This is a genomic window from Lacimonas salitolerans (genome assembly GCF_042677865.1).
In the GTDB taxonomy this organism is placed as follows: Bacteria; Pseudomonadota; Alphaproteobacteria; order Rhodobacterales; family Rhodobacteraceae; genus Lutimaribacter; species Lutimaribacter salitolerans.
In genome coordinates, this window is the sequence record NZ_JBHUDD010000156.1 from 40,851 (window position 1) to 60,864 (window position 20,014).

A 20,014-nucleotide genomic window follows, 5' to 3' on the forward strand; every position below is an offset into this window, starting at 1 on the left:
GCTCCGGCGTTTTTCGTCTCAGAAGACGTTTCCATGGATATCTCGAAACTGAAGGTTCTGGTGATCGGTGGCGGCATTGGCGGGCTGGCCTCGGCCTGCGCGCTGGCGCAGCGCGGGGCGGATGTGACCGTGATGGAGCAGGCCCCCGCGATCAACGAGGTGGGCGCAGGAATCCAGATCAGCCCGAACGGCCTTGCCGTGCTGCGGGCGCTGGGTCTGGACGCGGCGCTGGCCGCCTGCGCGGTGCAGGGGCAGGCGGTCAGCCTGCGCGACTACCGGGGCCCCGAGGTGCTGCGCCTTGATCTGGGCAGGCTGTCGCGGCGGGATTACTATTTCGTGCACCGTGCCGATCTGATCACCTTGCTGGCAGATGCGGCGCGGGCGGCGGGGGTCACGATACGGCTGTTGCAACAGGTGCGTGACGTGGTGCCGGGGGATGTGCCGCAGGTGATCCTGCAGACCGGAGAGGTGTGCACGGCCGATCTGGTGATCGGGGCCGACGGGTTGCATTCGGTGCTGCGACCTGTGCTGAACGGCGAAGCGCGGCCGTTTTTCACCGGGCAGGTGGCCTGGCGCGCGGTGGTGCCCAATACCGAAAGGCGCGGCCCGCAGGTGCATGTCCACATGGGGCCGGGGCGGCATGTCGTCAGCTACCCTTTGCGCGATGGTGCGCAGATGAACCTTGTCGCGGTGCGCGAGCAGCGCGAATGGGTCGCCGAAAGCTGGACGCAAGGGGATGATCCCGACAACCTGCGCGCCGCCTTCGCCGATTTCGGCCCGGATGTGCGTGCGCTGCTGGCCGAGGTGGACAGCGTGCGGCAATGGGGCCTGTTCCGCCATCCGGTGGCCGCGCGCTGGCAGGGTGGCAACTGCGCGCTGCTGGGCGATGCCGCGCATCCGACCCTCCCGTTTCTGGCGCAGGGGGCCTGCATGGCGCTGGAGGATGCCTGGGGCCTGCTGCGCGGGCTGGACGGGGCGGCGGACCTGCCATCGGGGCTGACGGCCTATCAGGATTTGCGCGCGGCGCGGGCGACACGGGTGATCGCGGCGGCCAACGGCAACGCGTGGAAATATCACCTGAGCTTTCCGCCGCTGCGCGGGGCGGCGCATCTGGCGCTGCGGCTGGGCGGCGCGCTGGCACCGGGCCGCATGGTGCGGCAGTTCGACTGGCTGTACGAATATGACATCACCGACGCCTGAGGCCCGTGCCCGAAACGGCAATGCGGCGGTCAGTTGTCCAGCGTGATCCAGACCGGCACGTGATCCGAGGGCTTGTCGCGTCCGCGAATGTCGCGGTCGATCTGGCAGTCGGTCATCAGGTCGGCCACCCGCGGGCTGAGCAGGAAGTGATCGATTCGGATGCCCTCGTCACGGTTCCAGGCCCCGGCCTGATAATCCCAGAACGAATAATGCCCCGGACCCTGGTGACAGGCGCGAAACGCCTCGGTCAGGCCGAGGTTGGCGATCCGTCGAAAGGCCGCGCGGGATTCGGGACGAAACAGCGCGTCATCGCGCCATTTTTCAGGGCTTTTGGCGTCTTCGGCCTGCGGGATGATGTTGTAGTCGCCCGCCATCAGGAACGGTGTCTCGCTGTCCAGCAAGGCCTGCGCGCGGGCCTGCAGGCGTTCCATCCAACCCAGTTTATAGGCGTATTTTCCGCCCGCGACGGGCTGGCCGTCGCTGTCCAGCTCAACCGGATTGCCGTTGGGCAGATAGAGCCCGCAGATGCGGATCGCCTCGCGGCCCACGACCGTGGCCTCAATATAGCGAGCCTGCGCGTCGCCGTCGTCGCCGGGCAGGCCGCGGGTCACATCCTCTAGCGGGATTTTTGACAGAATCGCCACGCCGTTAAAGCTTTTTTGACCATGGGTTTCGACAGTGTAGCCACGATCTTCGAACAACTCATGGGGGAAGGCCTCATCGACCTTCTTGATTTCCTGAAGGATCGCGATGTCGGGCTGCGCCTCGTCCAGCCAGTCGCAGAGCGCGGGATGCCGCGCCTTGATGCCGTTGATGTTGAACGTCGCGATTTTCATGATCCGGCCCCTTTGCGCGTGGTCATTCTATCGCGCAGCGCAGGGCGGGCTGCAAGGGCGGCCGGGAAATTCGTGTGCGGGTAGAACGAATCGATTGACGCACACGCAATGCGGTATTTAAGTGATGAAGCGCAACCCAAAGGAGAGTAAGCCATGACTGCACTGTTGAAATTCATCCCCGAACCGAGCGACGCCAACGAGACCAGCCTGCTGGATGGCTGCGGGGTGGGCATGTTCTCGTCCGGTGCGGCACCGGTCTGTGGCGATATGCTGAGCGGAGAGGATGTGGCGCTGTTTTCATCAGGCGCGGCGCCCGTGACGGGCGAGCTGGTCGGGCTGTTCAGCTCGGGCGCGGCACCGGTGAGTGCGGGGCTGGCTGACGGCACCGGCACGCATCTGTTCTCGTCGGGCGCCTGAGCGCGGGCGGCGCGGGGCTGGGCAGGGCAGGGGGCCAGGCATGGCAGAGATCATCGCACTGCCCACCCGCCCGCGCGCGACGACGGGGGCCGCCGGGCAGGCGGCCCTTGTGGCCAGCTTTGCCCATGCGCGGCGCGGGCCGGATGACGTGCTGTGGCTGAAGGAAAACGCCGAATTGCTGAACGTGCTGGAAAGCACCGGGCAGGGCAGGGCCGATCTGCTGACGCCATACGAGGCTGCGTTCGCCGATCTGCCCGCGCGGTTCCGGTTCTTTCCGCAATACTACCGGTTCTTGCTGTCCATCGCGCTGGATCTCGAGGATATGGGCCTGCCCGGGGATGTGGCGGGGCCGATGGCGGCGCAGGTCGCGCGGGCCGGGCTGGCACAGGCGGAGCTGTCCGATCTGCAGCGGGCCGAGGCGCGTCGGCTGCTGGGCCGGCGTGGGCTGGGCCATACGGTGCGCGATCCCGGACTGGACGACCGGCTGCGCGCGTTCATTGCCCGCAGCCAGACCTTTGCCCTGCCCAACCGCAAGGCGGCGTATGAACTGACGCATATCCTGTTCTACCTGTCGGAATATGGGCGGTGCGATCCGGGTGTCGGGCCCGAGACGATCCGATCGCTGCATTTCGCGGGGCTGGTGGCGCTGCTGGAGCATAATGCCGATCTGCTTGCGGAAATCTGCATCGCGCTGCGCTTTGCCCGCGTGACCCCGCCGCCGGCGTGGGAGGCATGGGTGTCGGCCCGGCGGCAGACGGTTCGGATGGGGACAGGGGCGCAGGCGGTGCTGCCCGACAGCTATCATGAGTGGCTGATGGCCGAATGGATGCGTGGACTTGGCGGGGCGGCGCTGTTTGCGGGGCGCTATGGGCCGGGACGGATCAGTTTCCACATGCCCCCGCCCGACGGGCCGCTGCGCGATATCTCGCGCGTGCTGATCGGGTTGGGCGGGGCGCGGAAGGGAGCCTGGTCGCGGATGCGGCCACATATCACTGTCGCGCTGGACCCGACCGCCATGGCGACGCTGGCGCTTGCCGAAAGATCACATCAATTCGAGGCGTTCTTCAGCTATTTCGCCCGCGCCTGAAGCAACCTGTCAGATCGAGAACGACGTTCCACACCCGCAGGATGCCGTGGCATTGGGGTTTTCGATCACAAACCGCGCGCCGATCAACTCTTCGCTGAAATCGATCACGGCCCCGGCCAGAAACGGCAAAGACACGGAATCGACCACAACCTTCTGCCCCTGACCTTCCAGGACCAGATCATCCTGCGCCGGAGCGTCCAGCCGGATATCATACTGAAACCCCGAGCATCCGCCGCCTTCGACCGCGACGCGCAGGGCATGGCCCTGATCGGCGGCGGCGATCTCGGCCAGCCGTTCAAAGGCGCGCGGGGTGACGGAGGGGGGCAGTTGCATGGCGATCCTCGGGAGCGTTTTGGTCCTGAAACGAATATGTCGCTCAATGCCCCGCATTTCAAGGGGCTGGCATGGGCCGGGCGTGCCGCGCGGGGTTGTTCCGGTACCCCGCCACGGGTTAACTGCGCGCAAGATCCGCAGGCAAAGGACCGCGCCCGTGACCCTACAGCCCTATGCCAGCCGCCCCGAGCGTTCGCGCGGGCGGGTGTTTGCCGAAGAGGAAAGCGCCTTTCGCTCGTGTTTTCAGCGCGACCGCGACCGGATCATCCATTCCAGCGCCTTTCGCCGCCTGAAACACAAGACGCAGGTGTTCGTCGAACACGAAGGCGATTATTTTCGCACCCGGCTGACCCATTCGATCGAGGTGGCGCAGGTGGCGCGGACCATCGCCGGGGTGCTGGGGCTGAACCTCGAGCTGACCGAGGCGGTGGCGCTGGCGCATGATCTGGGCCACACGCCCTTTGGTCACACCGGCGAGGATGCGCTGTCTGCCCTGATGGCCCCCTATGGCGGGTTCGATCACAACGCGCAGGCGATCCGCATCGTCACCGCGCTGGAGCGCCATTACGCCGAATGGGACGGGCTGAACCTGACATGGGAGACGCTGGAAGGCATCGCCAAGCACAATGGCCCGGTGACCGGGGATATCCCTTGGGCGCTGGAGGCGTGCAACGCGATGATTGACCTGGAACTGCACAGCCATGCCAGCGCCGAGGCGCAGGTGGCCGCATTGTCCGACGATATCGCCTATAACAACCACGATCTGCACGATGCTTTGCGCGCGGGGCTGTTCACAGTTGATGACCTGTGCGGCCTGCCGATCCTGGGCCACTGCTTTGCGCAGGTCGACGCGGCCTATGCGGGGCTGGACCCCGACCGCCGCCAGCACGAGGGGCTGCGGCGCTTTTTCGGCGTGCTGGTGGGCGACGTGATCAACGTCAGCCAAGCCAATCTGAGCGCCAGCGGCGCGCGCGATGTCGAGGGCATCCGGGCCGCGGGGCGGATGATGGTGCAGTTCTCGCCCGGTCTGTGGGCGGATTTGCAGGAAATCCGAAAGTTTCTGTTCACCCATATGTATCGCGCGCCCTCGGTTGTTGAAATGCGGTCGCAGGTCACGCAGGTGATCAAGGCGCTGTTTCCCCTCTATATGGCCGATACCACGCTGTTGCCCAAGGCATGGCAGGCCGATGTGGCGCGCGTGACCACCGAGGCCGATCTCGCCCGGATCGTCAGCGACTACATCTCGGGCATGACCGATCGTTTTGCCTTGCAGGATTATCACCGGCTGACCGGCCAAAGCGTGCCGGTGGGCCGACACGGGGTGTGACGGGCGCGGCTGAAACGTCTGCCTGACGGCACGCCCGGCCGGGCCGCGCGCGTCCCGAGCCACGCATTGACGCGGGCGCGTTTGCTGGTAAACCCGCGCCAAGCGAAAGGATTGTGCGCATGAACCTCTTTACCCAATTGCGTGAGCTGGTGATCGACAGCCTGACCCGCATGGTGGATGCGGGCGATCTGCCTGCCGGGCTGGACATGGCGGCGGTGACGGTCGAGCCGCCGCGCGATGCGGCCCATGGCGACATGGCCACCAATGCCGCGATGGTGCTGGCCAAGCCCGCCGGGAAAAAGCCGCGCGACATTGCCGAGGCGCTGGCTGCCCTTCTGCGGGCGGACCCGCGCATCACCAGCGCCGATGTGGCGGGCCCCGGGTTCCTGAACCTGCGGCTGTCGGACGTGGTGTGGCAGGGTGTGGTTGCACAGGTGCTGGAGCATGGCGCGGATTTCGGACGCTCGGCCATGGGGCAGGGCAAGCGCGTGAACGTGGAATATGTCAGCGCCAACCCCACCGGGCCGCTGCATGTTGGCCACACGCGCGGCGCGGTCTTTGGTGATGCGCTGGCCAGCCTGCTGGACTACGCGGGCTTTGATGTGACGCGCGAATACTACATCAACGATGGCGGCGCACAGGTCGATGTTCTGGCGCGGTCCGTCTACCTGCGCTATCTTGAGGCGCACGGGCAGGAAGTCGCTTTCGTCGATGGCACTTACCCCGGCGATTACCTGATCGCCGTCGGCGCGGCCCTCAAGGACAAGGTGGGCGATGCCTTTGTGGACCAGCCCGAGGATGTCTGGCTGGAACAGGTGCGCGACTTTTCCACCGATGCGATGATGGCCTTGATCCGCGAGGATCTGAAGGCGCTTGGCGTCGAGATGGACCGGTTTTTCAGCGAGAAGTCGCTCTATGGCACCGGGTTGATCGAGGCGGCGATCGACGCGCTGCGCGCCAAGGGGCTGATCTACAAGGGGGTGCTGGAGCCGCCCAAGGGCAAGGCCCCCGAGGATTGGGAGCCGCGCGAGCAGACGCTGTTCAAATCCACCGAGCACGGCGATGACGTGGACCGACCGATCATGAAATCGGATGGCGCCTGGACCTATTTCGCGCCCGATATCGCCTATCACTATGACAAGGTCGAACGCGGCTATGACCTGCTGATCGACGTGTTTGGGGCGGATCACGGCGGCTATGTCAAACGGATGAAGGCGGCGGTCTCGGCGCTGTCGGATGGCCGCGTGCCGCTGGACATCAAGCTGACGCAGCTGGTCAAGCTGTGGCGCAACGGCGAGCCCTTCAAGATGTCGAAACGCGCGGGCAATTTCGTGACCCTGCGCGATGTGGTCGATCAGGTCGGCCCCGGCGTCACGCGGTTTCACATGCTGACGCGCAAGAACGACGCGCCGCTGGATTTCGATTTCGCCAAGGTGCTGGAGCAATCAAAGGACAACCCGGTTTTCTATGTGCAATATGCCAATGCGCGGGTGAACTCGGTCATCCGCAAGGCCGAAGAGGCGGGGATCGCGGCGGATGATGCTACCCTGCGGGCGGCCGATCTGGCCCTGCTGACGGACGAGGCCGAGCAGGCGGTGATGAAAAAGCTGGCCGAATGGCCGCGTCTGGTCGAGATCGCCGCGCGCACGAACGAGCCGCACCGGATCGCATTCTACCTCTACGAATTGTCCAGCAGTTTCCACGCGCTGTGGAACCGCGGCAATGACGATGCGTCGATGAGGCTGCTGCAAGAGGGCGATGCGGCCACATCCCAGGCCAAAATTGCCCTTGCCCGGTCCGTCGCCGTTGTCATTTCCGCAGGTCTTGGTATTCTTGGCGTCGAACCGGCGAAAGAGATGCGGTAAAAACCGCGCGGCCGGGCGACCCTGAGGCAGCAAGAAACCGCGACGACACCGTATCGTCGGCGGCAGTGAGGCGAAAATGGCGGATTACTACGCGGATGCGCAGGGCGAGCAGCCTGCGCAGAGCGCATCGATTGGCACCCTGGCCAATTGGGTGGGCGCGGCAATCTCGGTTGCGTTGATCATCGGTATCGCGGTCTGGGGCTACAAGTTGCTGGTGCGCGATGTCAGCGGCGTGCCCGTGGTGCGCGCCGCCGAAGGTCCGATGCGGATACAGCCCGACGATCCGGGCGGGCGACCGGCCGATCATCAGGGGCTTGCGGTCAATGCTGTGGCTGCCGTGGGCACCGCCGCCGATCCGGCGGACCGGCTGGTTCTGGCCCCGCGTGCCACCGATCTGACGGATGAGGACGCGCCTGCGGCCTTATTGTCGGTCAGCCTCGATACGCAGCCCAAGGAGGTGCAATCCAATGCCGAAGCTGGCGAAGTGTCCGGGGATGACCCGGTGCAGGTGTCGGCTGGCGTGGATGATCTGGTGGCGCAACTGACCAACGGGGCCACGCCGCTGTCGGCCGCGGATGGCATGGACGAGACAGCCGCGGACGACGAGGCGCAGGATGCCCCCCGCACCGACCGGCCAACCACGGGCTTGTCGCGGTCGCTGCGCCCGCAGCTGCGCCCGGCCGGAGTGGCGCAGCGGGTGGCCAGCATCGACCCGGCCGCGGGTCTGACCACGACCGTCAAGGATATCGACCCGACCGAAATTCCCACCGGCACCCGTCTGGCCCAGCTTGGTGCCTATGACAGCGGCGATCTGGCCCGATCCGAGTGGGACCGCCTTCAGGCGCGGTTCGGCGAATACATGCAGGGCAAGGATCGCGTGATCGAGCGGGCGGAATCGGGCGGGCGCACCTTCTATCGCCTGCGCGCCATGGGGTTCGAGGATCTGGCCGATGCGCGGCGGTTCTGCGCGGCCTTCGTGGCCCAGAATTCCGACTGCATCCCCGTGGTGACGCGGTGAGCACGCGCTTTGGCGCGACCATTCTGGACGCTGCCGGGCTGCGCCTGAGCGCGGAGGAGAAACGGTTCTTCGCCGATGCCAACCCGTTTGGCTTCATCCTGTTCGCACGCAACATCGACACGCCCGAGCAGGTGCGCGCGCTGTGCGCCGAGATGCGCGCGGCGGTGGGCCGCGAGGCCCCGATCACGATCGATCAGGAAGGCGGCCGCGTGCAGCGCCTGCGCGGGCCGCGCTGGCGCGAATGGCTGCCGCCGCTGGAGCATGTGCAGCGCGCAGGCGCGCAGGCCGATCGGGCGATGTACCTGCGGTACCGGATCATCGCGGATGAGCTGCACGCGCTGGGGATCGACAGCAATTGTGCGCCGATGGTCGATGTGGCCACGCCCGACACCCACGGGTTTCTGAAAAACCGCTGTTACGGCTTTGACGCAGGCACCGTGGCGCGGCTTGGCCGTGCGGCGGCCGAGGGGATGCTGGCGGGCGGCGTGCTGCCGGTGCTGAAACACATCCCCGGCCATGGGCGCGCGGTGGTGGACAGCCATTTCGACCTGCCGGTGGTGGCCGATGATGTCGCCACTTTGGACGCCAGCGATTTCGCGCCGTTCAAGGCGCTGAACGATCTGCCGATGGGGATGACCGCGCATCTGGTCTATGCCGCGCTGGACGAGGCCCCCGCCACCCTGTCGCCCCGCGTCATGGGGCTGATCCGCGACCAGATCGGCTTTGACGGGCTGATCATGACCGATGACATCTCGATGAAGGCACTGTCGGGCAGCCTTTGCGACCTGTCGCGGGCGGCGCTGGATGCGGGCTGCGACGTGATCCTGCATTGCAACGGCACGCTGGACGAACGCCGCGCCGTGGCCGAGGCCGCAGGGGCAATGACGGACGCAGCGCAGGCCCGGGCCAACCGTGCGCTGGCCGCGCGCCGTGCGCCGGATGCGGTTGACATCCCCGCCCTTGCGGCCAAGCTGGAGGCGCTGATGAACGGGCGCCCGGATGACTGACGATCGCTTTGACACCCCCCCCGATGCCGACAGTGTCGCCGCGCGGATGGCCGCCGAGGCGCTGATCGTCGACGTGGATGGGTTCGAGGGCCCGCTGGACCTGCTGCTGACGCTGGGCCGGACGCAAAAGGTGGACCTGCGCAAAATCTCGATCCTGCATCTGGCGCAGCAATACCTGGCCTTTGTGGAACAGGCCAAGGCGCTGCGGCTGGAACTGGCGGCGGATTACCTGGTGATGGCGGCGTGGCTGGCGTTTCTGAAATCGCGGCTGCTGCTGCCCCCCGATCCGGCCGAGGATGGCCCGTCGGGCGAGGAAATGGCCGCGCATCTGGCGTTTCAGCTTGAGCGTCTGCAAGCGATGCGCGACATGGCCGCCCGGCTGATGGGGCGCGATCAGAAGGGGCGCGATTTCTTTGCCCGCGGCATCCCCGAAGGCGTCGCGCGGGTGCGGCGGGTGAATTACACCGCCACGCTGCTGGACCTGATGCAGGCCTATGCGCGCATCCGCACGCGCGACGAATTCCGCCCTTACATGATGGATCGCGACCGGGTGTTCACGATGGAGCAGGCGCTGGAGCGGATGCGCGGGCTGATCGGCTTTGCGGGCACATGGACCGATATCTCGACCTATCTGCCCGAAGGCTGGGGCGCAGACCCGGTGCGCCTGCGCTCGGCCACGGCATCGACCTTTGCCGCTTCGCTGGAACTGGTCAAGGAGGGCAAGGTGGAACTGCGCCAGTCCGACACTTTTGCCCCGATCCAGTTGCGCCGGACAGGAGACCGCGATGGACGATGAGCAAGAGGCGATGCAGGGCCCGTCGCTGTTCGAGGCCCCGCCGATGGGCGAGCAGGAACGCATGGTCGAGGCGATCCTGTTCGCCACTGCCGAGCCCGTGACGGTGCGCGAGCTGAATGACCGGATGCCCCATGGCTGCGATGCGGCCGAGGCGCTGGCGCATCTGCGCAAACGCTATGACGGCCGCGGCGTGCGGGTGGTGCGGGTGGGCGATGCCTGGGCGATACGCACGGCGCCGGACCTTGCCTTCCTGATGCAGAAGGAGACGGTCGAGACCCGCAAGCTGAGCCGTGCCGCGATCGAGACTTTGGCGATCATCGCCTATCACCAGCCAGTCACGCGCGCCGAGATCGAGGAGATTCGCGGCGTGGCTGTGAGCCGGGGCACGGTGGATCAGCTTCTGGAGATGGAGTGGATCCGGTTTGGCCGCCGGCGCATGACGCCGGGACGGCCTGTGACTTTCGTGGTGACGCAGGCGTTTCTGGATCAGTTCGGGCTGGAATCGGCCCGCGATCTGCCGGGGCTGAAAGAGCTGCGTGCCGCAGGGCTGCTGGACAACCGGCCCCCCCCGGGCGCCATGCCCCAGATCGGCGACGGTGACACGGATGCCGAGGAGGAAACCGACGGAGGCCAGAGCGAGCTGTTCGAGGATTGACCGGCTTTTTCGCGCCGATGCCCTGAAATCTGCGCATTTTCCTGCTATGTAAGGGAAACAAGGACGGGAGAGCAGGATGAACGCCAATCAACTGATCAACATGGTGATGCGCTTGTTCATGCGCAAAGTGGTCAACAAGGGTATCAGCGCTGGCATGAACCGCATGGGTGGTGGCGCCAAACCGCGCGAAGAGATGACGCAGGCCGAACGCCAGCAGGCCCGCAAGGGCAAGCAGGCGGCGCAGACCGCGCGCAAGGCGGCGCGGGTGAGCCGTCGCATGGGCAAGTTCTGAACCGAGAATTTTCGTCCGAAAATTCTCGCGTGGGGCTGCCGGGTGCGTCGGAAAATTTTCGCCCGAAAATTTTCCTGCTCCGCTCAGGGCGTGTGGAAATGCTTGGACAACTTCAGCCCCTGGCCCTGATAGTTCGAGGCGATCCCGGCCCCGTAGACCTGTCGAGGCACTTGCGACATCCGCTCATACACCAACCGGCCCACGATCTGCCCGTGTTCCAGCACGAAGGGTGCTTCGTGGCAGCGGACCTCAAGCACGCCGCGTGATCCGGCCCCGCCTGCCGCATCATGGCCGAAACCCGGATCGAAGAAACCGGCGTAATGCACCCGGAACTCGCCCACCATGGCGATATAGGGGGCCATTTCGGCGGCATGGTCGGGCGGGATATGCACCGCCTCGCGGCTGACGAGAATATAGAAGGCACCGGGATCGAGGATGATCAGCCCGTCGTGGGCGATGACCTCTTCCCAGAACTCCGCCGGGTCATAGGCCCCGATCCGGTCCAGATCGATCACCCCGGTATGGGGCTTGGCGCGATAGCCCACCAGCCCCCGTGGCCCCGGGGTCAGGTCCACCGAAAAACCAAGGCCGTCGTGAATGACAGCCTCGCCATCGACCAGCCGCTGATCGGCGTGCAGCGCGTGAAGCGCGGCGTCATCCAGCACGGCCTGGCCCTGCCGGAACCGGATCTGGTTGAGCCGCATGCCGGGGCGCACCAGCACAGAGAATGAGCGCGGGCAGATCTCGGCGTAAAGCGGCCCGGTATAGCCTGCGGGAATGCGATCGAACTCGACCCCGCCATCGCTGACCACGCGCGTGAGCAGGTCCAGCCGCCCGGTCGAGCTTTTGGCATTGGCGACGGCGTGGATGTCGTGCGGCAGGGCCAGCCCCTCCATCAAGGGCACAAGATAGACACAGCCCTTTTCCAGCACGGCGCCCTGGGTCAGGTCGATGCGGTGCATCTCGAACCGTTCCAGCCGGTCGGTGACGCGGCGCCCATGCCCCGCAAGAAACGAGGCGCGCACGCGGTAGGCCACATCACCCAGGCGCAGATCAAGGCTGGCGGGCTGCACCTGACCCTCGCTCAGCGGCTGATCCAGCCGGATCGCGCCGCCGGCGCACAGGTCTTCGATCTGCTGGCTGGCAAGTACCCCTGTCATCCCATCCCCCGGATTTTCGCATCGTTTTGCAGGACTGTGTGCGTGGTTTGCAAGGGCAAACGGGCAGCATGGCGATCAGGGAAGATGTGGGGGAGGGTGTTCATGGTCGGGCTAGCAGGATTCGAACCTACGACCTCCCGTCCCCCAGACGGACGCGCTACCAGACTGCGCTATAGCCCGACGTGGGGGTCTTCTTACTGGTTTTATGTGCGGGGGCAAGGGCGAAATTCGGGATTCTGTCAGTCGCGGATGTTTTGCGCCATGCGGGTGCGCAGACGCGCCAGATCGTCCCGCGCTGCGGCCAGTTCCGGGCGGCTGGCGGCGGGCAAGGGCGTGCGGCGTGTCACCAGAACGGTCAGAAGTCCGGGCGGCGCGGCAATCTGATCCAGTGGCGGGGTGTCGGGCACATCGACCGCAATGGGGGAGGGGGGCGTTTCAGCTTCGGGCTCGTCTGCGGCAGGGATGTCTGCCGGCGGTTCCGTTGCAGTGGTCGGTCGCTCGTCGGGATCCGGGCCCGGGCGCAGAAACCCGGGCAGGGTGGTCGCGTCAGGAGCAGGGGGGGCAGCGGGCAGATCGGTGTCCTGTGTCGCTGCGTCATCCGTCGGGTCGGATGCGTCTGCGGTTTCGGGCATGTTGGTCGGTGCGGGGGGGGCTGCAACCGAGTTGGACGCGGTCGCATCATCGCCTTGCGCCACGAGGTCGTCGGGCGCGGGGTCGCGCGGGGTATCGGGCTGCGTTTCCGAGGCGGTATCAGGTTGCGATGCGTGCTCTGCATCGTCCGAGGCCCCGGTCACCGGATCGGGCACGGCCGGCTCCGGCAAGGCCGGTTCCGGCTCTTGCTGGTCCCGTGGCTCCGGGTCGAGATGCGCGGCCTCTGTCAGGTCTTCGCCATCCGTCGCCTCGGGCGGTTCGGTGGGGGGGGCAGGCTCGGGGTCGCGGTTGCGTTGAAAGGCGATCACCGTCGCCTCCTGGGCGATCTCTTCGGCATGTTCGAACGCGGCATAGGTGTCGCCCGCATCGAAGATGTCATCGTCATCGGCCATGCTGCCCGCTGCTGCGGCGCTGATCTCGTCCAGCGGCTGGGACAGGCCAGTGACATACTTGATGCCTTGCTCGCGCAGGATTTTCTGCACGCCCTTGATGGTCATGCCGTCGTCATGCAGCAGTTTCTTGATGCCGCCCAGCAGCATCATGTCGTCGGGGCGGTAATAACGGCGTCCACCGGCGCGCTTGACGGGTTTGACCTGCGTGAACTTGCTTTCCCAGAACCGCAAAACGTGGGCAGGCTTGTCCAGCCAGTCCGCAACCTCGCTGATGGTGCGGAACGCGTCGGGGGATTTTGGCATGGACGTGCTCCCTGACTCAGGTCTTGTTGCCGTCGGCCACGCGGTCCTTCATCAGATGCGAGGGGCGAAAGGTCAGCACGCGGCGCGGGTTGATCGGCACTTCTTCGCCGGTCTTGGGATTGCGGCCCACGCGGGCGGCCTTGTCGCGGACGGAAAAGGTGCCAAAGGACGATATCTTGACCTGCTCGCCCTGCACCAGCGCGTCCGACATATGGTCAAGAACGGATTCGACCAACTGGCTGGCATCGTTGCGCGACAGGCCCACCTCGCGGTAGATGGCCTCGCTCAGATCCATTCGTCTCAAGGTTTTCCCGGTCATCCACATATCCCCTGCGATTTTGGCGATGATAGGGGCAGGGCAATTTCCGAGTCAATATCAATGGTTTGGCCAGCGGTTTTTACCCGGCCAAATTGGCGCCTACCAGCGCAGCACCACCGCGCCCCATGCCAGACCGCCACCGATCGCCTCGGTCACGATCAGATCGCCCTGCTTGATCTGACCGCGCGCGCGGCCCACCGACAGGGCCAGGGGAATCGATGCCGCCGAGGTGTTGCCGTGATCCTGCACCGTGACGACGACGTGATCCATTGGCAGGTTCATCTTTTTCGCGGTGCCCTGGATGATGCGGATATTGGCCTGATGCGGCACGATCCAGTCGATATCGCCATTGTCCAGCCCGGCCTTGTCGAGCGCGGTCTGCGCGGTCTGGGCCAGCTTTTCGATGGCGTGGCGAAATACCTCGCGGCCTTCCATTCGCAGATACCCGCTGTGCCCGGTCGAGACACCGCCGTCGACATAGAGCACATCGCGGTGCCGCCCGTCCGAGTTCAGGTCGGTCGACAGGATGCCGCGGTCGTCGGTGGTGCCGGTGCCCTGCTGCGCCTCGAGCACCAGCGCGCCCGCGCCGTCGCCGAACAGCACGCAGGTGCCCCGGTCGGTCCAATCCATGATCCGGCTGAAGGTTTCGGCCCCGATCACCAGCACGCGCTGCGCCTGACCCGAGATGATCAGCGCGTTGGCATTGGCCAGCGCGAACACGAAGCCGGCGCAGACTGCCTGCACGTCGAAGGCAAAACCGCGGGTCATGCCCAGGTTGGCCTGCACCATGGTCGCGGCGGCGGGAAAGGTCAGATCGGCGGTCGATGTCGCCAGGATGATCGCATCCAGATCGTCGGCCGCCATCCCGGCATCGTCCAGCGCGGCGCGTGCGGCACGGGTGGCCAGTTCGGATGTGGTCTGGCCTTCAGCGGCGAAATGGCGGCGTTCGATGCCGGATCGGGCCCTGATCCACTCGTCGCTGGTGTCCAGTGATGCTTCGAATTCACCGTTTTCGACGACGCGGTCGGGCAGGTAGTGCCCGACGCCCCGTACGACTGCGCGGATCGTCATGCGGCCCCGTCCTTGTGGTTTGTCATTTCTTCCAGTTGCGACGTGGCGGCGGCCACCCGCGCGGCCAGCTTTTCGGAAAATCCGCTTTGCGCCAGTTGAAAGGCCAGCTTGACCGCTGCCGACACACCGGTTGCATCCGCCGAACCATGCGATTTCACGACCGTGCCGTTCAGCCCCAGAAACACGCCACCATTTACCCGCCGCGGATCGATCCGTTTCTTCAGCCGTTGCAACGAGGTGTAGGCCAGAATCGACGCAAACCGGGACAGCGGCGTATATTTGAACGCCTCTTTCAGCAGGTCACCGATCAGGCTGGCCGTGCCTTCGCCGGTCTTGAGCGCGATATTGCCGGTGAAGCCGTCGGTCACGATCACGTCGCAGCGGTCGCCGGGGATATCGCCGCCTTCGACGAAGCCCACGAAATCGAACCGCGCCTTGTCGGCATTGGCCGAGATCAGGTCATGCGCGGCCTTCAACTCGGCCCGGCCCTTGTGCTCTTCGGTGCCGACGTTCAGCAACCCGATGCGGGGACGATCCAGATCGAGGCCGTTGCGGGCATAGGACGACCCCATCAGCGCGTATTGCAGCAGGTCATGGGCATCGGCCCGGATATCCGCGCCCACGTCCAGCATCACGTTGAAACCCTGAGGGTTGCGCGATGGCCACAGCACGGCGATGGCGGGGCGGTTGACCCCGGGCAGCTTTTTCAGCCGCACCATCGACAGCAGCATCAGCGCGCCGGTATTGCCGCAGGACACGCAGACCGTGGCCTCGCCCGCGCGCACGCAATCAAGCGCGGACCACATCGAGGTGTTCTGCCCGTGCCGCATCACGTGGCTGGGCTTGTCCGCCATTTTGACGACGTCGTCGGCATCGCGCATCTCGCAGCGGCCCGCAAGGTTGCGCCGCTTGGCCACAAGCCGCTCAAGCTCGGCCTTGGGGCCGTGCAGGATAAACCCGATGTCGGGGTTTTTCTTTGCGGACAGGGAAATACCGGCGACAACCGTCGCCGGACCCTTGTCACCACCCATGGCGTCAACGGAAATGACGATACGTCCGCTACCCGTGAGGGACTGATGCTGCGCGCCAGTCATGCGGACAATCGACCCCTCTGCGGTCAGGCCGCGTCTTCGTCCAGATCAACCTCGTCGACCATGGCGACGACTTCGCGGTCGGCATAGTGACCGCAGGATGCGCACACGTGGTGGGGGCGCTTGAGCTCGCCACAGTTGGAGCATTCGTTGGGGTTTGCCGCAACCAGCGCATCATGTGCGCGGCGGTTGTTGCGGCGCGATTTCGAGACTTTGTTCTGTTGGACGGCCATGTCACAACCTTTATTCCTGCGGCGCGCTGCGCCATGTTTCACAAGGGTTTGGGGGCACTTACAAGAGAGTGTCGTGCATGTCCAACCCTGAATCCGATGGAGGCCGGAAAATACTGTGTTTGCGCGCCGTGGCAAGCGGTTTTTTGCGAGCGCGGCAAGGCGTTGATCAGTCGTCCTTTTTCAGCGAATCGCGCAGCGCCGCAAGCCCGGCAAAGGGTTTGGTGTCCTCGTCGCGCAAGGGCTCGGCCCCCGGTTCGGTCACCACCACGTCGCCCGGCCCGGCATCCGGGGCGCGCGGGTACAGCGGCAACGCCAGCGCCAGCGCCTCGGCCATCACGCGGGTCAGGTCGATGTAGTCGGGCAGGGGCTCTGCGGTGTCATCCTCGGGCATCTCGACCTCTTCACCCTCGGGGATCTCGGGCATCTGCGCCAGGTAGCGGCGGGTCACATCCTCTTGCAGCCGGGTGCTGACCGGTGCCAGCGTGACAACGCAGGGCTGCGTGACCGTGGCCCCCAGATGCCCGTCCAGCCGCCAGTCGCGCGCGCCCTCGGGGCGGATCTGCCCCTTGAAGGACAGTTTGCGCAGACCCGACAGGCCCAGTTCCTGTGCCATGACGCTGTTTTGCTCGGCCGTTGGACGCAGATCGAAGTCTATCCCGCGATTGGGCGGCAGATCGGCCACGCGGAATCGATTTGTGGCTTTTGTCATTGGTACGCTTCCATTCTTGAACCCTGACGGTTCCTTGTATAATCGGGATAGAAGGCACGGTGTGCCATGGCAAGGGGGGCGTTGATGGTCCGCAAGATCGCTGCAATTCTGTGCGTGCTGGTGGTGGCGGGGTGTTCCTCGGTCTATCGCAACCACGGGTATGTCCCCAAGGACGAAGAGCTTTCCGAGATCGTGGTGGGCGTCGACACACGCGACAGCGTGGCCGAGGCCGTGGGCACGCCTGCCTCAAGCGGCGTGCTGGACAGCTCGGGGTATTACTATGTTCAAAGCCGTGTGCGGCATTTCGCCTATCGCCGTCCCGAGGTGATCAGCCGCGAGGTTCTGGCCATCAGCTTTGACACTGGCGGCGTGGTGCGCAACATCGAACGCTTCGGGCTGGAGGACGGACAGGTCGTGCCGATCGCACGCCGGGTGACCGAAACCACCAGCAGCGACAATGGATTCCTGCGCCAGCTTCTGCGCAACCTGGGCAACTTTTCCGCTGGCACCTTCCTTGACTGACCTGCGTTAGCGTCGTCAGCCTGTCACATCTTGTATGCTAGGCGCTGCGCAGCTACAATTTGCGCAGCGGGGCATGACAGGATGGCCGCAATGACGAGCATGAAACGCGGTCGCTACCATGCGCGACTGGCAGAAACGGCCGACGATCTGACCAAGGCGCAGCGCCTGCGCCATCTGTGTTTTCACGGTGATGACGGGCAGGATGCAGACCGGTTTGATGACATCTGCGCCCATATCCTTGTGGAAGAGGGGAAAACCGGGCGGCTGGTCTGTTGCTTTCGCTTCCTGCCGCTGACCGACGGGGCCGAGATTGATCGCTGTTATTCCGCGCAGTATTACAACCTGTCAAGCCTGCGCGACTTTGCCGGCCCGATGGTCGAACTGGGCCGGTTCTGCATCCACCCGGACCTGAAAGACCCCGATATCCTGCGCGTGGCCTGGGGGGCGATGACCGCCTATGTCGATCAGCATGGCGTCGAACTGCTGTTTGGCTGTTCGTCCTTCAAGGGCACCGAGGCGGGTGACTACCTGGATGCCTTTACCGTGTTGCGCGACCGCCATCTGGCCCCCAAGCGCTGGTTGCCCCGGGTCAAGGCCCCGCGCGTGTTCCGTTTTGGTCAGTTGCTGCGGCGCAAGCCGGATGCGAAGCTGGCGATGTTGCGGATGCCGCCGTTGTTGCGGACCTACCTGCTGATGGGCGGCTGGGTCAGCGATCATGCGGTGGTCGATGTGCAGATGAACACGCTGCACGTGTTCACCGGGCTTGAGATCAAGGCGATCCCACCCGCGCGCAAAAGGCTGCTGCGGGCGGTCGCCGGATAAGGGCGCTTGACGCGGCACGGGGGCTTGGATAGCTGGCGCATATGGCGCGCGCACCCCTTCTCCAACTCAATGACATCTCGCTGACCTTCGGCGGCGATCCCGTGTTTGACGACCTGTCGTTGGTGGTCCATCCGGGCGACCGTGTGGCCCTTGTGGGGCGCAACGGGTCAGGCAAATCCACCCTGATGAAGGTCATGGCCGGGCTGGTCGAGGCCGATCGTGGCGACCGGGTGATCACGCCGGGCGTGGCCGTGGGCTACATGGAACAAGACCCCGACATGGCCGGGTTTGCCACCTTGGGCGATTACGCCGCCAGCGAGCTGGACCCCGGCGAGATGTACCGGGTCGAAATGGCGGGCGAGGGGCTGAAGTTCGACCCCGACCGCCCCGTCAGCACCGCCTCGGGGGGGGAGCGGCGGCGCGCGGCGCTGGCCAAGCTTATGGCCGAGGCGCCCGAGCTGATGCTGCTGGACGAGCCGACCAACCATCTGGACATCCAGGCAATCGGCTGGCTGGAGGAAGAGCTGCGCCAGACCCGCGCGGGCTTTGTCCTGATCAGCCACGACCGCGCGTTCCTGCGGGCGCTGACGCGCGCAACCCTGTGGATCGACCGCGGACAGGTGCGCCGCCGTGAAGAGGGGTTCGAGGGCTTCGAGGCCTGGCGCGACAAGGTCTGGGAAGACGAGGATGTCGCCCGCCACAAGCTGAACCGCAAGATCAAGTCCGAGGCGCGGTGGGCCGTCGAAGGCATCAGCGCCCGGCGCAAGCGCAATCAGGGCCGGGTACGCGCGTTGCAGGATCTGCGCGCCGAACGCGCCTCGCAGATCAAGCGGCAGGGCACCGCCGCCATGGCGCTGGAGCAGGGGCCGAAGTCGGGCCGCAAGGTGATCGAGGCGCAAGGCATTTCAAAGGCTTATGACGACAAGGTGATCCTGCACCCGTTCGATATCCGAATCCTGCGCGGTGACCGGGTGGCGTTTGTCGGGCCCAATGGCGTGGGCAAGACCACGCTGCTGAAACTGCTGATGGCCGAGATCGAGCCGGATACCGGCACCGTCACGCATGGCACCAACCTTGTGCCCGCCATTTTCGATCAGGCCCGCGCGCAGCTTGATCCGGAAATGACGCTGTGGGACAGCCTGACCGGCGATCCCGACATGCGCGTTTCGGGCAAGGCCGACCAGATCCTGGTACGCGGCCAGCCCAAGCACGTGATCGCGTACCTGAAGGATTTCCTGTTCGACGAGGCGCAGGCCCGCGCGCCGGTCAAGTCCTTGTCAGGCGGCGAAAAAGCGCGGCTGCTGCTGGCCAAGCTGATGGCGCGCGAAAGCAACCTGCTGGTGCTGGACGAACCGACCAACGATCTGGATATCGAAACGCTGGACCTGTTGCAGGAACTGCTGGACGACTTTGACGGCACCGTGATGCTGGTCAGCCACGATCGCGACTTTCTGGACCGTGTGGCCAGCACCACCATCGCGATGGAAGGCGACGGGCGTGCCACCGTCTATGCCGGTGGCTGGACCGACTACCAGACCCAGAAGGCGGCGCAGGCCACGCCGGAAAGTGACGGGAAATCAAAGGCTCAGGGCGCAAAACCCAAGTCGGGCGGCAAATCGGGCAAGCCCGCGCAACCCGCGCTCAGCTTTACCGAAAAGCACCGGCTGGACACGCTGCCCGCAGAGATCGAGCGGATCGGGGCCGAGATCGCCAAGCTCGAAGAGTTGCTGGCCCAGCCCGACCTGTTCACCCGCGAGCCGGTTAAATTCCGCAAGGCGACCGAGGCGCTGACCACGCGCCAGAAGGCGCTGAGTGATGCCGAAGAGGAATGGCTGACCCTGATGGAAAAGGCCGAAACGGCGATGTGATTGCCGTGCACATACCATGCAAACGCCATGCATAGTTCGC

At 65.5% G+C, this 20,014-nt stretch carries 22 protein-coding genes and 1 tRNA gene; 13 read left to right on the forward strand and 10 right to left on the reverse strand.

The window, feature by feature from the left end; genetic code table 11:
• The first annotated feature begins 33 nt into the window (after positions 1-33).
• Complete coding sequence (locus ACFTOW_RS17965) at positions 34-1,200, forward strand: FAD-dependent oxidoreductase (protein ID WP_379918291.1); 1,167 nt, start codon at positions 34-36, stop codon at positions 1,198-1,200.
• 29 nt (positions 1,201-1,229) lie between these two features.
• On the opposite strand, the gene xth is transcribed toward ACFTOW_RS17965, so the two are convergent.
• Positions 1,230-2,036 (reverse strand): exodeoxyribonuclease III, encoded by an 807-nt coding sequence (gene xth / locus ACFTOW_RS17970; protein WP_379918293.1) that lies wholly within the window; start codon positions 2,034-2,036, stop codon positions 1,230-1,232.
• A gap of 153 nt (positions 2,037-2,189) precedes the next feature.
• Between xth and ACFTOW_RS17975 the strand changes: the two genes are divergently transcribed.
• Both ACFTOW_RS17975 and ACFTOW_RS17980 read left to right on the forward strand, forming a co-directional pair.
• On the forward strand, positions 2,190-2,453 hold the full coding sequence (locus tag ACFTOW_RS17975) for a hypothetical protein (protein WP_379918295.1): 264 nt from the start codon (positions 2,190-2,192) through the stop codon (positions 2,451-2,453).
• Positions 2,454-2,493: 40 nt separating this feature from the next.
• Positions 2,494-3,540, forward strand: coding sequence for a DUF6902 family protein (locus ACFTOW_RS17980; protein ID WP_379918297.1), 1,047 nt, complete (start codon positions 2,494-2,496; stop codon positions 3,538-3,540).
• A 9-nt stretch (positions 3,541-3,549) separates the two neighbouring features.
• Here the strand turns inward: ACFTOW_RS17980 and ACFTOW_RS17985 are convergent, their stop codons facing one another.
• A complete protein-coding gene (locus tag ACFTOW_RS17985; protein WP_024809210.1) occupies positions 3,550-3,873 on the reverse strand; it encodes a HesB/IscA family protein in 324 nt (107 codons plus the stop codon).
• A 157-nt stretch (positions 3,874-4,030) separates the two neighbouring features.
• Here ACFTOW_RS17985 and ACFTOW_RS17990 point away from each other — a divergent pair, with 157 nt between their 5' ends.
• From ACFTOW_RS17990 to ACFTOW_RS18020, 7 genes are all read left to right on the forward strand, one after another.
• Entirely contained in the window at positions 4,031-5,200 is a 1,170-nt protein-coding gene (locus ACFTOW_RS17990) for a deoxyguanosinetriphosphate triphosphohydrolase (protein ID WP_379918300.1), read from the forward strand.
• Positions 5,201-5,319: 119 nt separating this feature from the next.
• Positions 5,320-7,065, forward strand: a complete 1,746-nt coding sequence (gene argS, locus ACFTOW_RS17995; protein ID WP_379918302.1) for an arginine--tRNA ligase — start codon at positions 5,320-5,322, stop codon at positions 7,063-7,065.
• A gap of 76 nt (positions 7,066-7,141) precedes the next feature.
• Positions 7,142-8,083, forward strand: coding sequence for an SPOR domain-containing protein (locus ACFTOW_RS18000; protein ID WP_379918304.1), 942 nt, complete (start codon positions 7,142-7,144; stop codon positions 8,081-8,083).
• Positions 8,080-9,090 carry a beta-N-acetylhexosaminidase gene (gene nagZ / locus ACFTOW_RS18005; protein ID WP_379918306.1) on the forward strand — a complete coding sequence of 337 codons (1,011 nt, stop codon included), beginning with the start codon at positions 8,080-8,082 and terminating at the stop codon, positions 9,088-9,090. The genes ACFTOW_RS18000 and nagZ overlap by 4 nt, the downstream gene beginning before the upstream one ends.
• Complete coding sequence (locus ACFTOW_RS18010; protein ID WP_379918308.1) at positions 9,083-9,886, forward strand: segregation and condensation protein A; 804 nt, start codon at positions 9,083-9,085, stop codon at positions 9,884-9,886. The genes nagZ and ACFTOW_RS18010 overlap by 8 nt, the downstream gene beginning before the upstream one ends.
• Positions 9,876-10,541 carry an SMC-Scp complex subunit ScpB gene (scpB, locus tag ACFTOW_RS18015; protein ID WP_379918310.1) on the forward strand — a complete coding sequence of 222 codons (666 nt, stop codon included), beginning with the start codon at positions 9,876-9,878 and terminating at the stop codon, positions 10,539-10,541. Before ACFTOW_RS18010 ends, scpB begins: the two co-directional genes overlap by 11 nt.
• 76 nt (positions 10,542-10,617) lie before the next feature.
• A complete protein-coding gene (locus ACFTOW_RS18020) occupies positions 10,618-10,833 on the forward strand; it encodes a hypothetical protein (RefSeq protein WP_379918312.1) in 216 nt (71 codons plus the stop codon).
• An 83-nt stretch (positions 10,834-10,916) separates the two neighbouring features.
• On the opposite strand, the gene ACFTOW_RS18025 is transcribed toward ACFTOW_RS18020, so the two are convergent.
• The 8 genes from ACFTOW_RS18025 to ACFTOW_RS18060 form a co-directional block, all read right to left on the reverse strand.
• Positions 10,917-11,993, reverse strand: a complete 1,077-nt coding sequence (locus tag ACFTOW_RS18025; RefSeq protein WP_379918314.1) for a 2'-deoxycytidine 5'-triphosphate deaminase — start codon at positions 11,991-11,993, stop codon at positions 10,917-10,919.
• Positions 11,994-12,096: 103 nt separating this feature from the next.
• Positions 12,097-12,173: transfer RNA gene (locus ACFTOW_RS18030), tRNA-Pro, on the reverse strand.
• A 59-nt stretch (positions 12,174-12,232) separates the two neighbouring features.
• A complete protein-coding gene (locus ACFTOW_RS18035) occupies positions 12,233-13,339 on the reverse strand; it encodes a MerR family transcriptional regulator (protein ID WP_379918316.1) in 1,107 nt (368 codons plus the stop codon).
• Positions 13,340-13,355: 16 nt separating this feature from the next.
• On the reverse strand, positions 13,356-13,658 hold the full coding sequence (gene ihfA, locus ACFTOW_RS18040; RefSeq protein ID WP_379918318.1) for an integration host factor subunit alpha: 303 nt from the start codon (positions 13,656-13,658) through the stop codon (positions 13,356-13,358).
• A 99-nt stretch (positions 13,659-13,757) separates the two neighbouring features.
• Positions 13,758-14,729, reverse strand: coding sequence for a beta-ketoacyl-ACP synthase III (locus tag ACFTOW_RS18045; RefSeq protein ID WP_379918320.1), 972 nt, complete (start codon positions 14,727-14,729; stop codon positions 13,758-13,760).
• On the reverse strand, positions 14,726-15,823 hold the full coding sequence (gene plsX / locus ACFTOW_RS18050) for a phosphate acyltransferase PlsX (RefSeq protein WP_379918321.1): 1,098 nt from the start codon (positions 15,821-15,823) through the stop codon (positions 14,726-14,728). Before plsX ends, ACFTOW_RS18045 begins: the two co-directional genes overlap by 4 nt.
• Positions 15,824-15,846: 23 nt before the next feature.
• Complete coding sequence (gene rpmF / locus ACFTOW_RS18055; RefSeq protein WP_379918323.1) at positions 15,847-16,053, reverse strand: 50S ribosomal protein L32; 207 nt, start codon at positions 16,051-16,053, stop codon at positions 15,847-15,849.
• Between the two features lie 166 nt (positions 16,054-16,219).
• On the reverse strand, positions 16,220-16,762 hold the full coding sequence (locus ACFTOW_RS18060) for a YceD family protein (protein WP_379918325.1): 543 nt from the start codon (positions 16,760-16,762) through the stop codon (positions 16,220-16,222).
• An 84-nt stretch (positions 16,763-16,846) separates the two neighbouring features.
• Here ACFTOW_RS18060 and ACFTOW_RS18065 point away from each other — a divergent pair, with 84 nt between their 5' ends.
• From ACFTOW_RS18065 to ACFTOW_RS18075, 3 genes are all read left to right on the forward strand, one after another.
• Entirely contained in the window at positions 16,847-17,284 is a 438-nt protein-coding gene (locus ACFTOW_RS18065) for an outer membrane protein assembly factor BamE (RefSeq protein ID WP_379918327.1), read from the forward strand.
• A 90-nt stretch (positions 17,285-17,374) separates the two neighbouring features.
• Complete coding sequence (locus ACFTOW_RS18070; RefSeq protein WP_379918329.1) at positions 17,375-18,106, forward strand: GNAT family N-acetyltransferase; 732 nt, start codon at positions 17,375-17,377, stop codon at positions 18,104-18,106.
• 41 nt (positions 18,107-18,147) lie between these two features.
• Complete coding sequence (locus ACFTOW_RS18075) at positions 18,148-19,974, forward strand: ABC-F family ATP-binding cassette domain-containing protein (RefSeq protein WP_379918331.1); 1,827 nt, start codon at positions 18,148-18,150, stop codon at positions 19,972-19,974.
• The last annotated feature ends 40 nt before the right edge of the window (positions 19,975-20,014 follow it).

Bases quoted from the DNA above. Each gene is read 5' to 3' on its own strand.
- ACFTOW_RS17965 (WP_379918291.1), top strand. From the start codon at position 34: ATGGATATCTCGAAACTGAAGGTTCTGGTGATCGGTGGCGGCATTGGC.
- xth (WP_379918293.1), bottom strand. From the start codon at position 2,036: ATGAAAATCGCGACGTTCAACATCAACGGCATCAAGGCGCGGCATCCC.
- ACFTOW_RS17975 (WP_379918295.1), top strand. From the start codon at position 2,190: ATGACTGCACTGTTGAAATTCATCCCCGAACCGAGCGACGCCAACGAG.
- ACFTOW_RS17980 (WP_379918297.1), top strand. From the start codon at position 2,494: ATGGCAGAGATCATCGCACTGCCCACCCGCCCGCGCGCGACGACGGGG.
- ACFTOW_RS17985 (WP_024809210.1), bottom strand. From the start codon at position 3,873: ATGCAACTGCCCCCCTCCGTCACCCCGCGCGCCTTTGAACGGCTGGCC.
- argS (WP_379918302.1), top strand. From the start codon at position 5,320: ATGAACCTCTTTACCCAATTGCGTGAGCTGGTGATCGACAGCCTGACC.
- ACFTOW_RS18000 (WP_379918304.1), top strand. From the start codon at position 7,142: ATGGCGGATTACTACGCGGATGCGCAGGGCGAGCAGCCTGCGCAGAGC.
- ACFTOW_RS18010 (WP_379918308.1), top strand. From the start codon at position 9,083: ATGACTGACGATCGCTTTGACACCCCCCCCGATGCCGACAGTGTCGCC.
- scpB (WP_379918310.1), top strand. From the start codon at position 9,876: ATGGACGATGAGCAAGAGGCGATGCAGGGCCCGTCGCTGTTCGAGGCC.
- ACFTOW_RS18020 (WP_379918312.1), top strand. From the start codon at position 10,618: ATGAACGCCAATCAACTGATCAACATGGTGATGCGCTTGTTCATGCGC.
- ACFTOW_RS18025 (WP_379918314.1), bottom strand. From the start codon at position 11,993: ATGACAGGGGTACTTGCCAGCCAGCAGATCGAAGACCTGTGCGCCGGC.
- ACFTOW_RS18035 (WP_379918316.1), bottom strand. From the start codon at position 13,339: ATGCCAAAATCCCCCGACGCGTTCCGCACCATCAGCGAGGTTGCGGAC.
- ihfA (WP_379918318.1), bottom strand. From the start codon at position 13,658: ATGACCGGGAAAACCTTGAGACGAATGGATCTGAGCGAGGCCATCTAC.
- ACFTOW_RS18045 (WP_379918320.1), bottom strand. From the start codon at position 14,729: ATGACGATCCGCGCAGTCGTACGGGGCGTCGGGCACTACCTGCCCGAC.
- plsX (WP_379918321.1), bottom strand. From the start codon at position 15,823: ATGACTGGCGCGCAGCATCAGTCCCTCACGGGTAGCGGACGTATCGTC.
- rpmF (WP_379918323.1), bottom strand. From the start codon at position 16,053: ATGGCCGTCCAACAGAACAAAGTCTCGAAATCGCGCCGCAACAACCGC.
- ACFTOW_RS18060 (WP_379918325.1), bottom strand. From the start codon at position 16,762: ATGACAAAAGCCACAAATCGATTCCGCGTGGCCGATCTGCCGCCCAAT.
- ACFTOW_RS18065 (WP_379918327.1), top strand. From the start codon at position 16,847: ATGGTCCGCAAGATCGCTGCAATTCTGTGCGTGCTGGTGGTGGCGGGG.
- ACFTOW_RS18070 (WP_379918329.1), top strand. From the start codon at position 17,375: ATGACGAGCATGAAACGCGGTCGCTACCATGCGCGACTGGCAGAAACG.
- ACFTOW_RS18075 (WP_379918331.1), top strand. From the start codon at position 18,148: ATGGCGCGCGCACCCCTTCTCCAACTCAATGACATCTCGCTGACCTTC.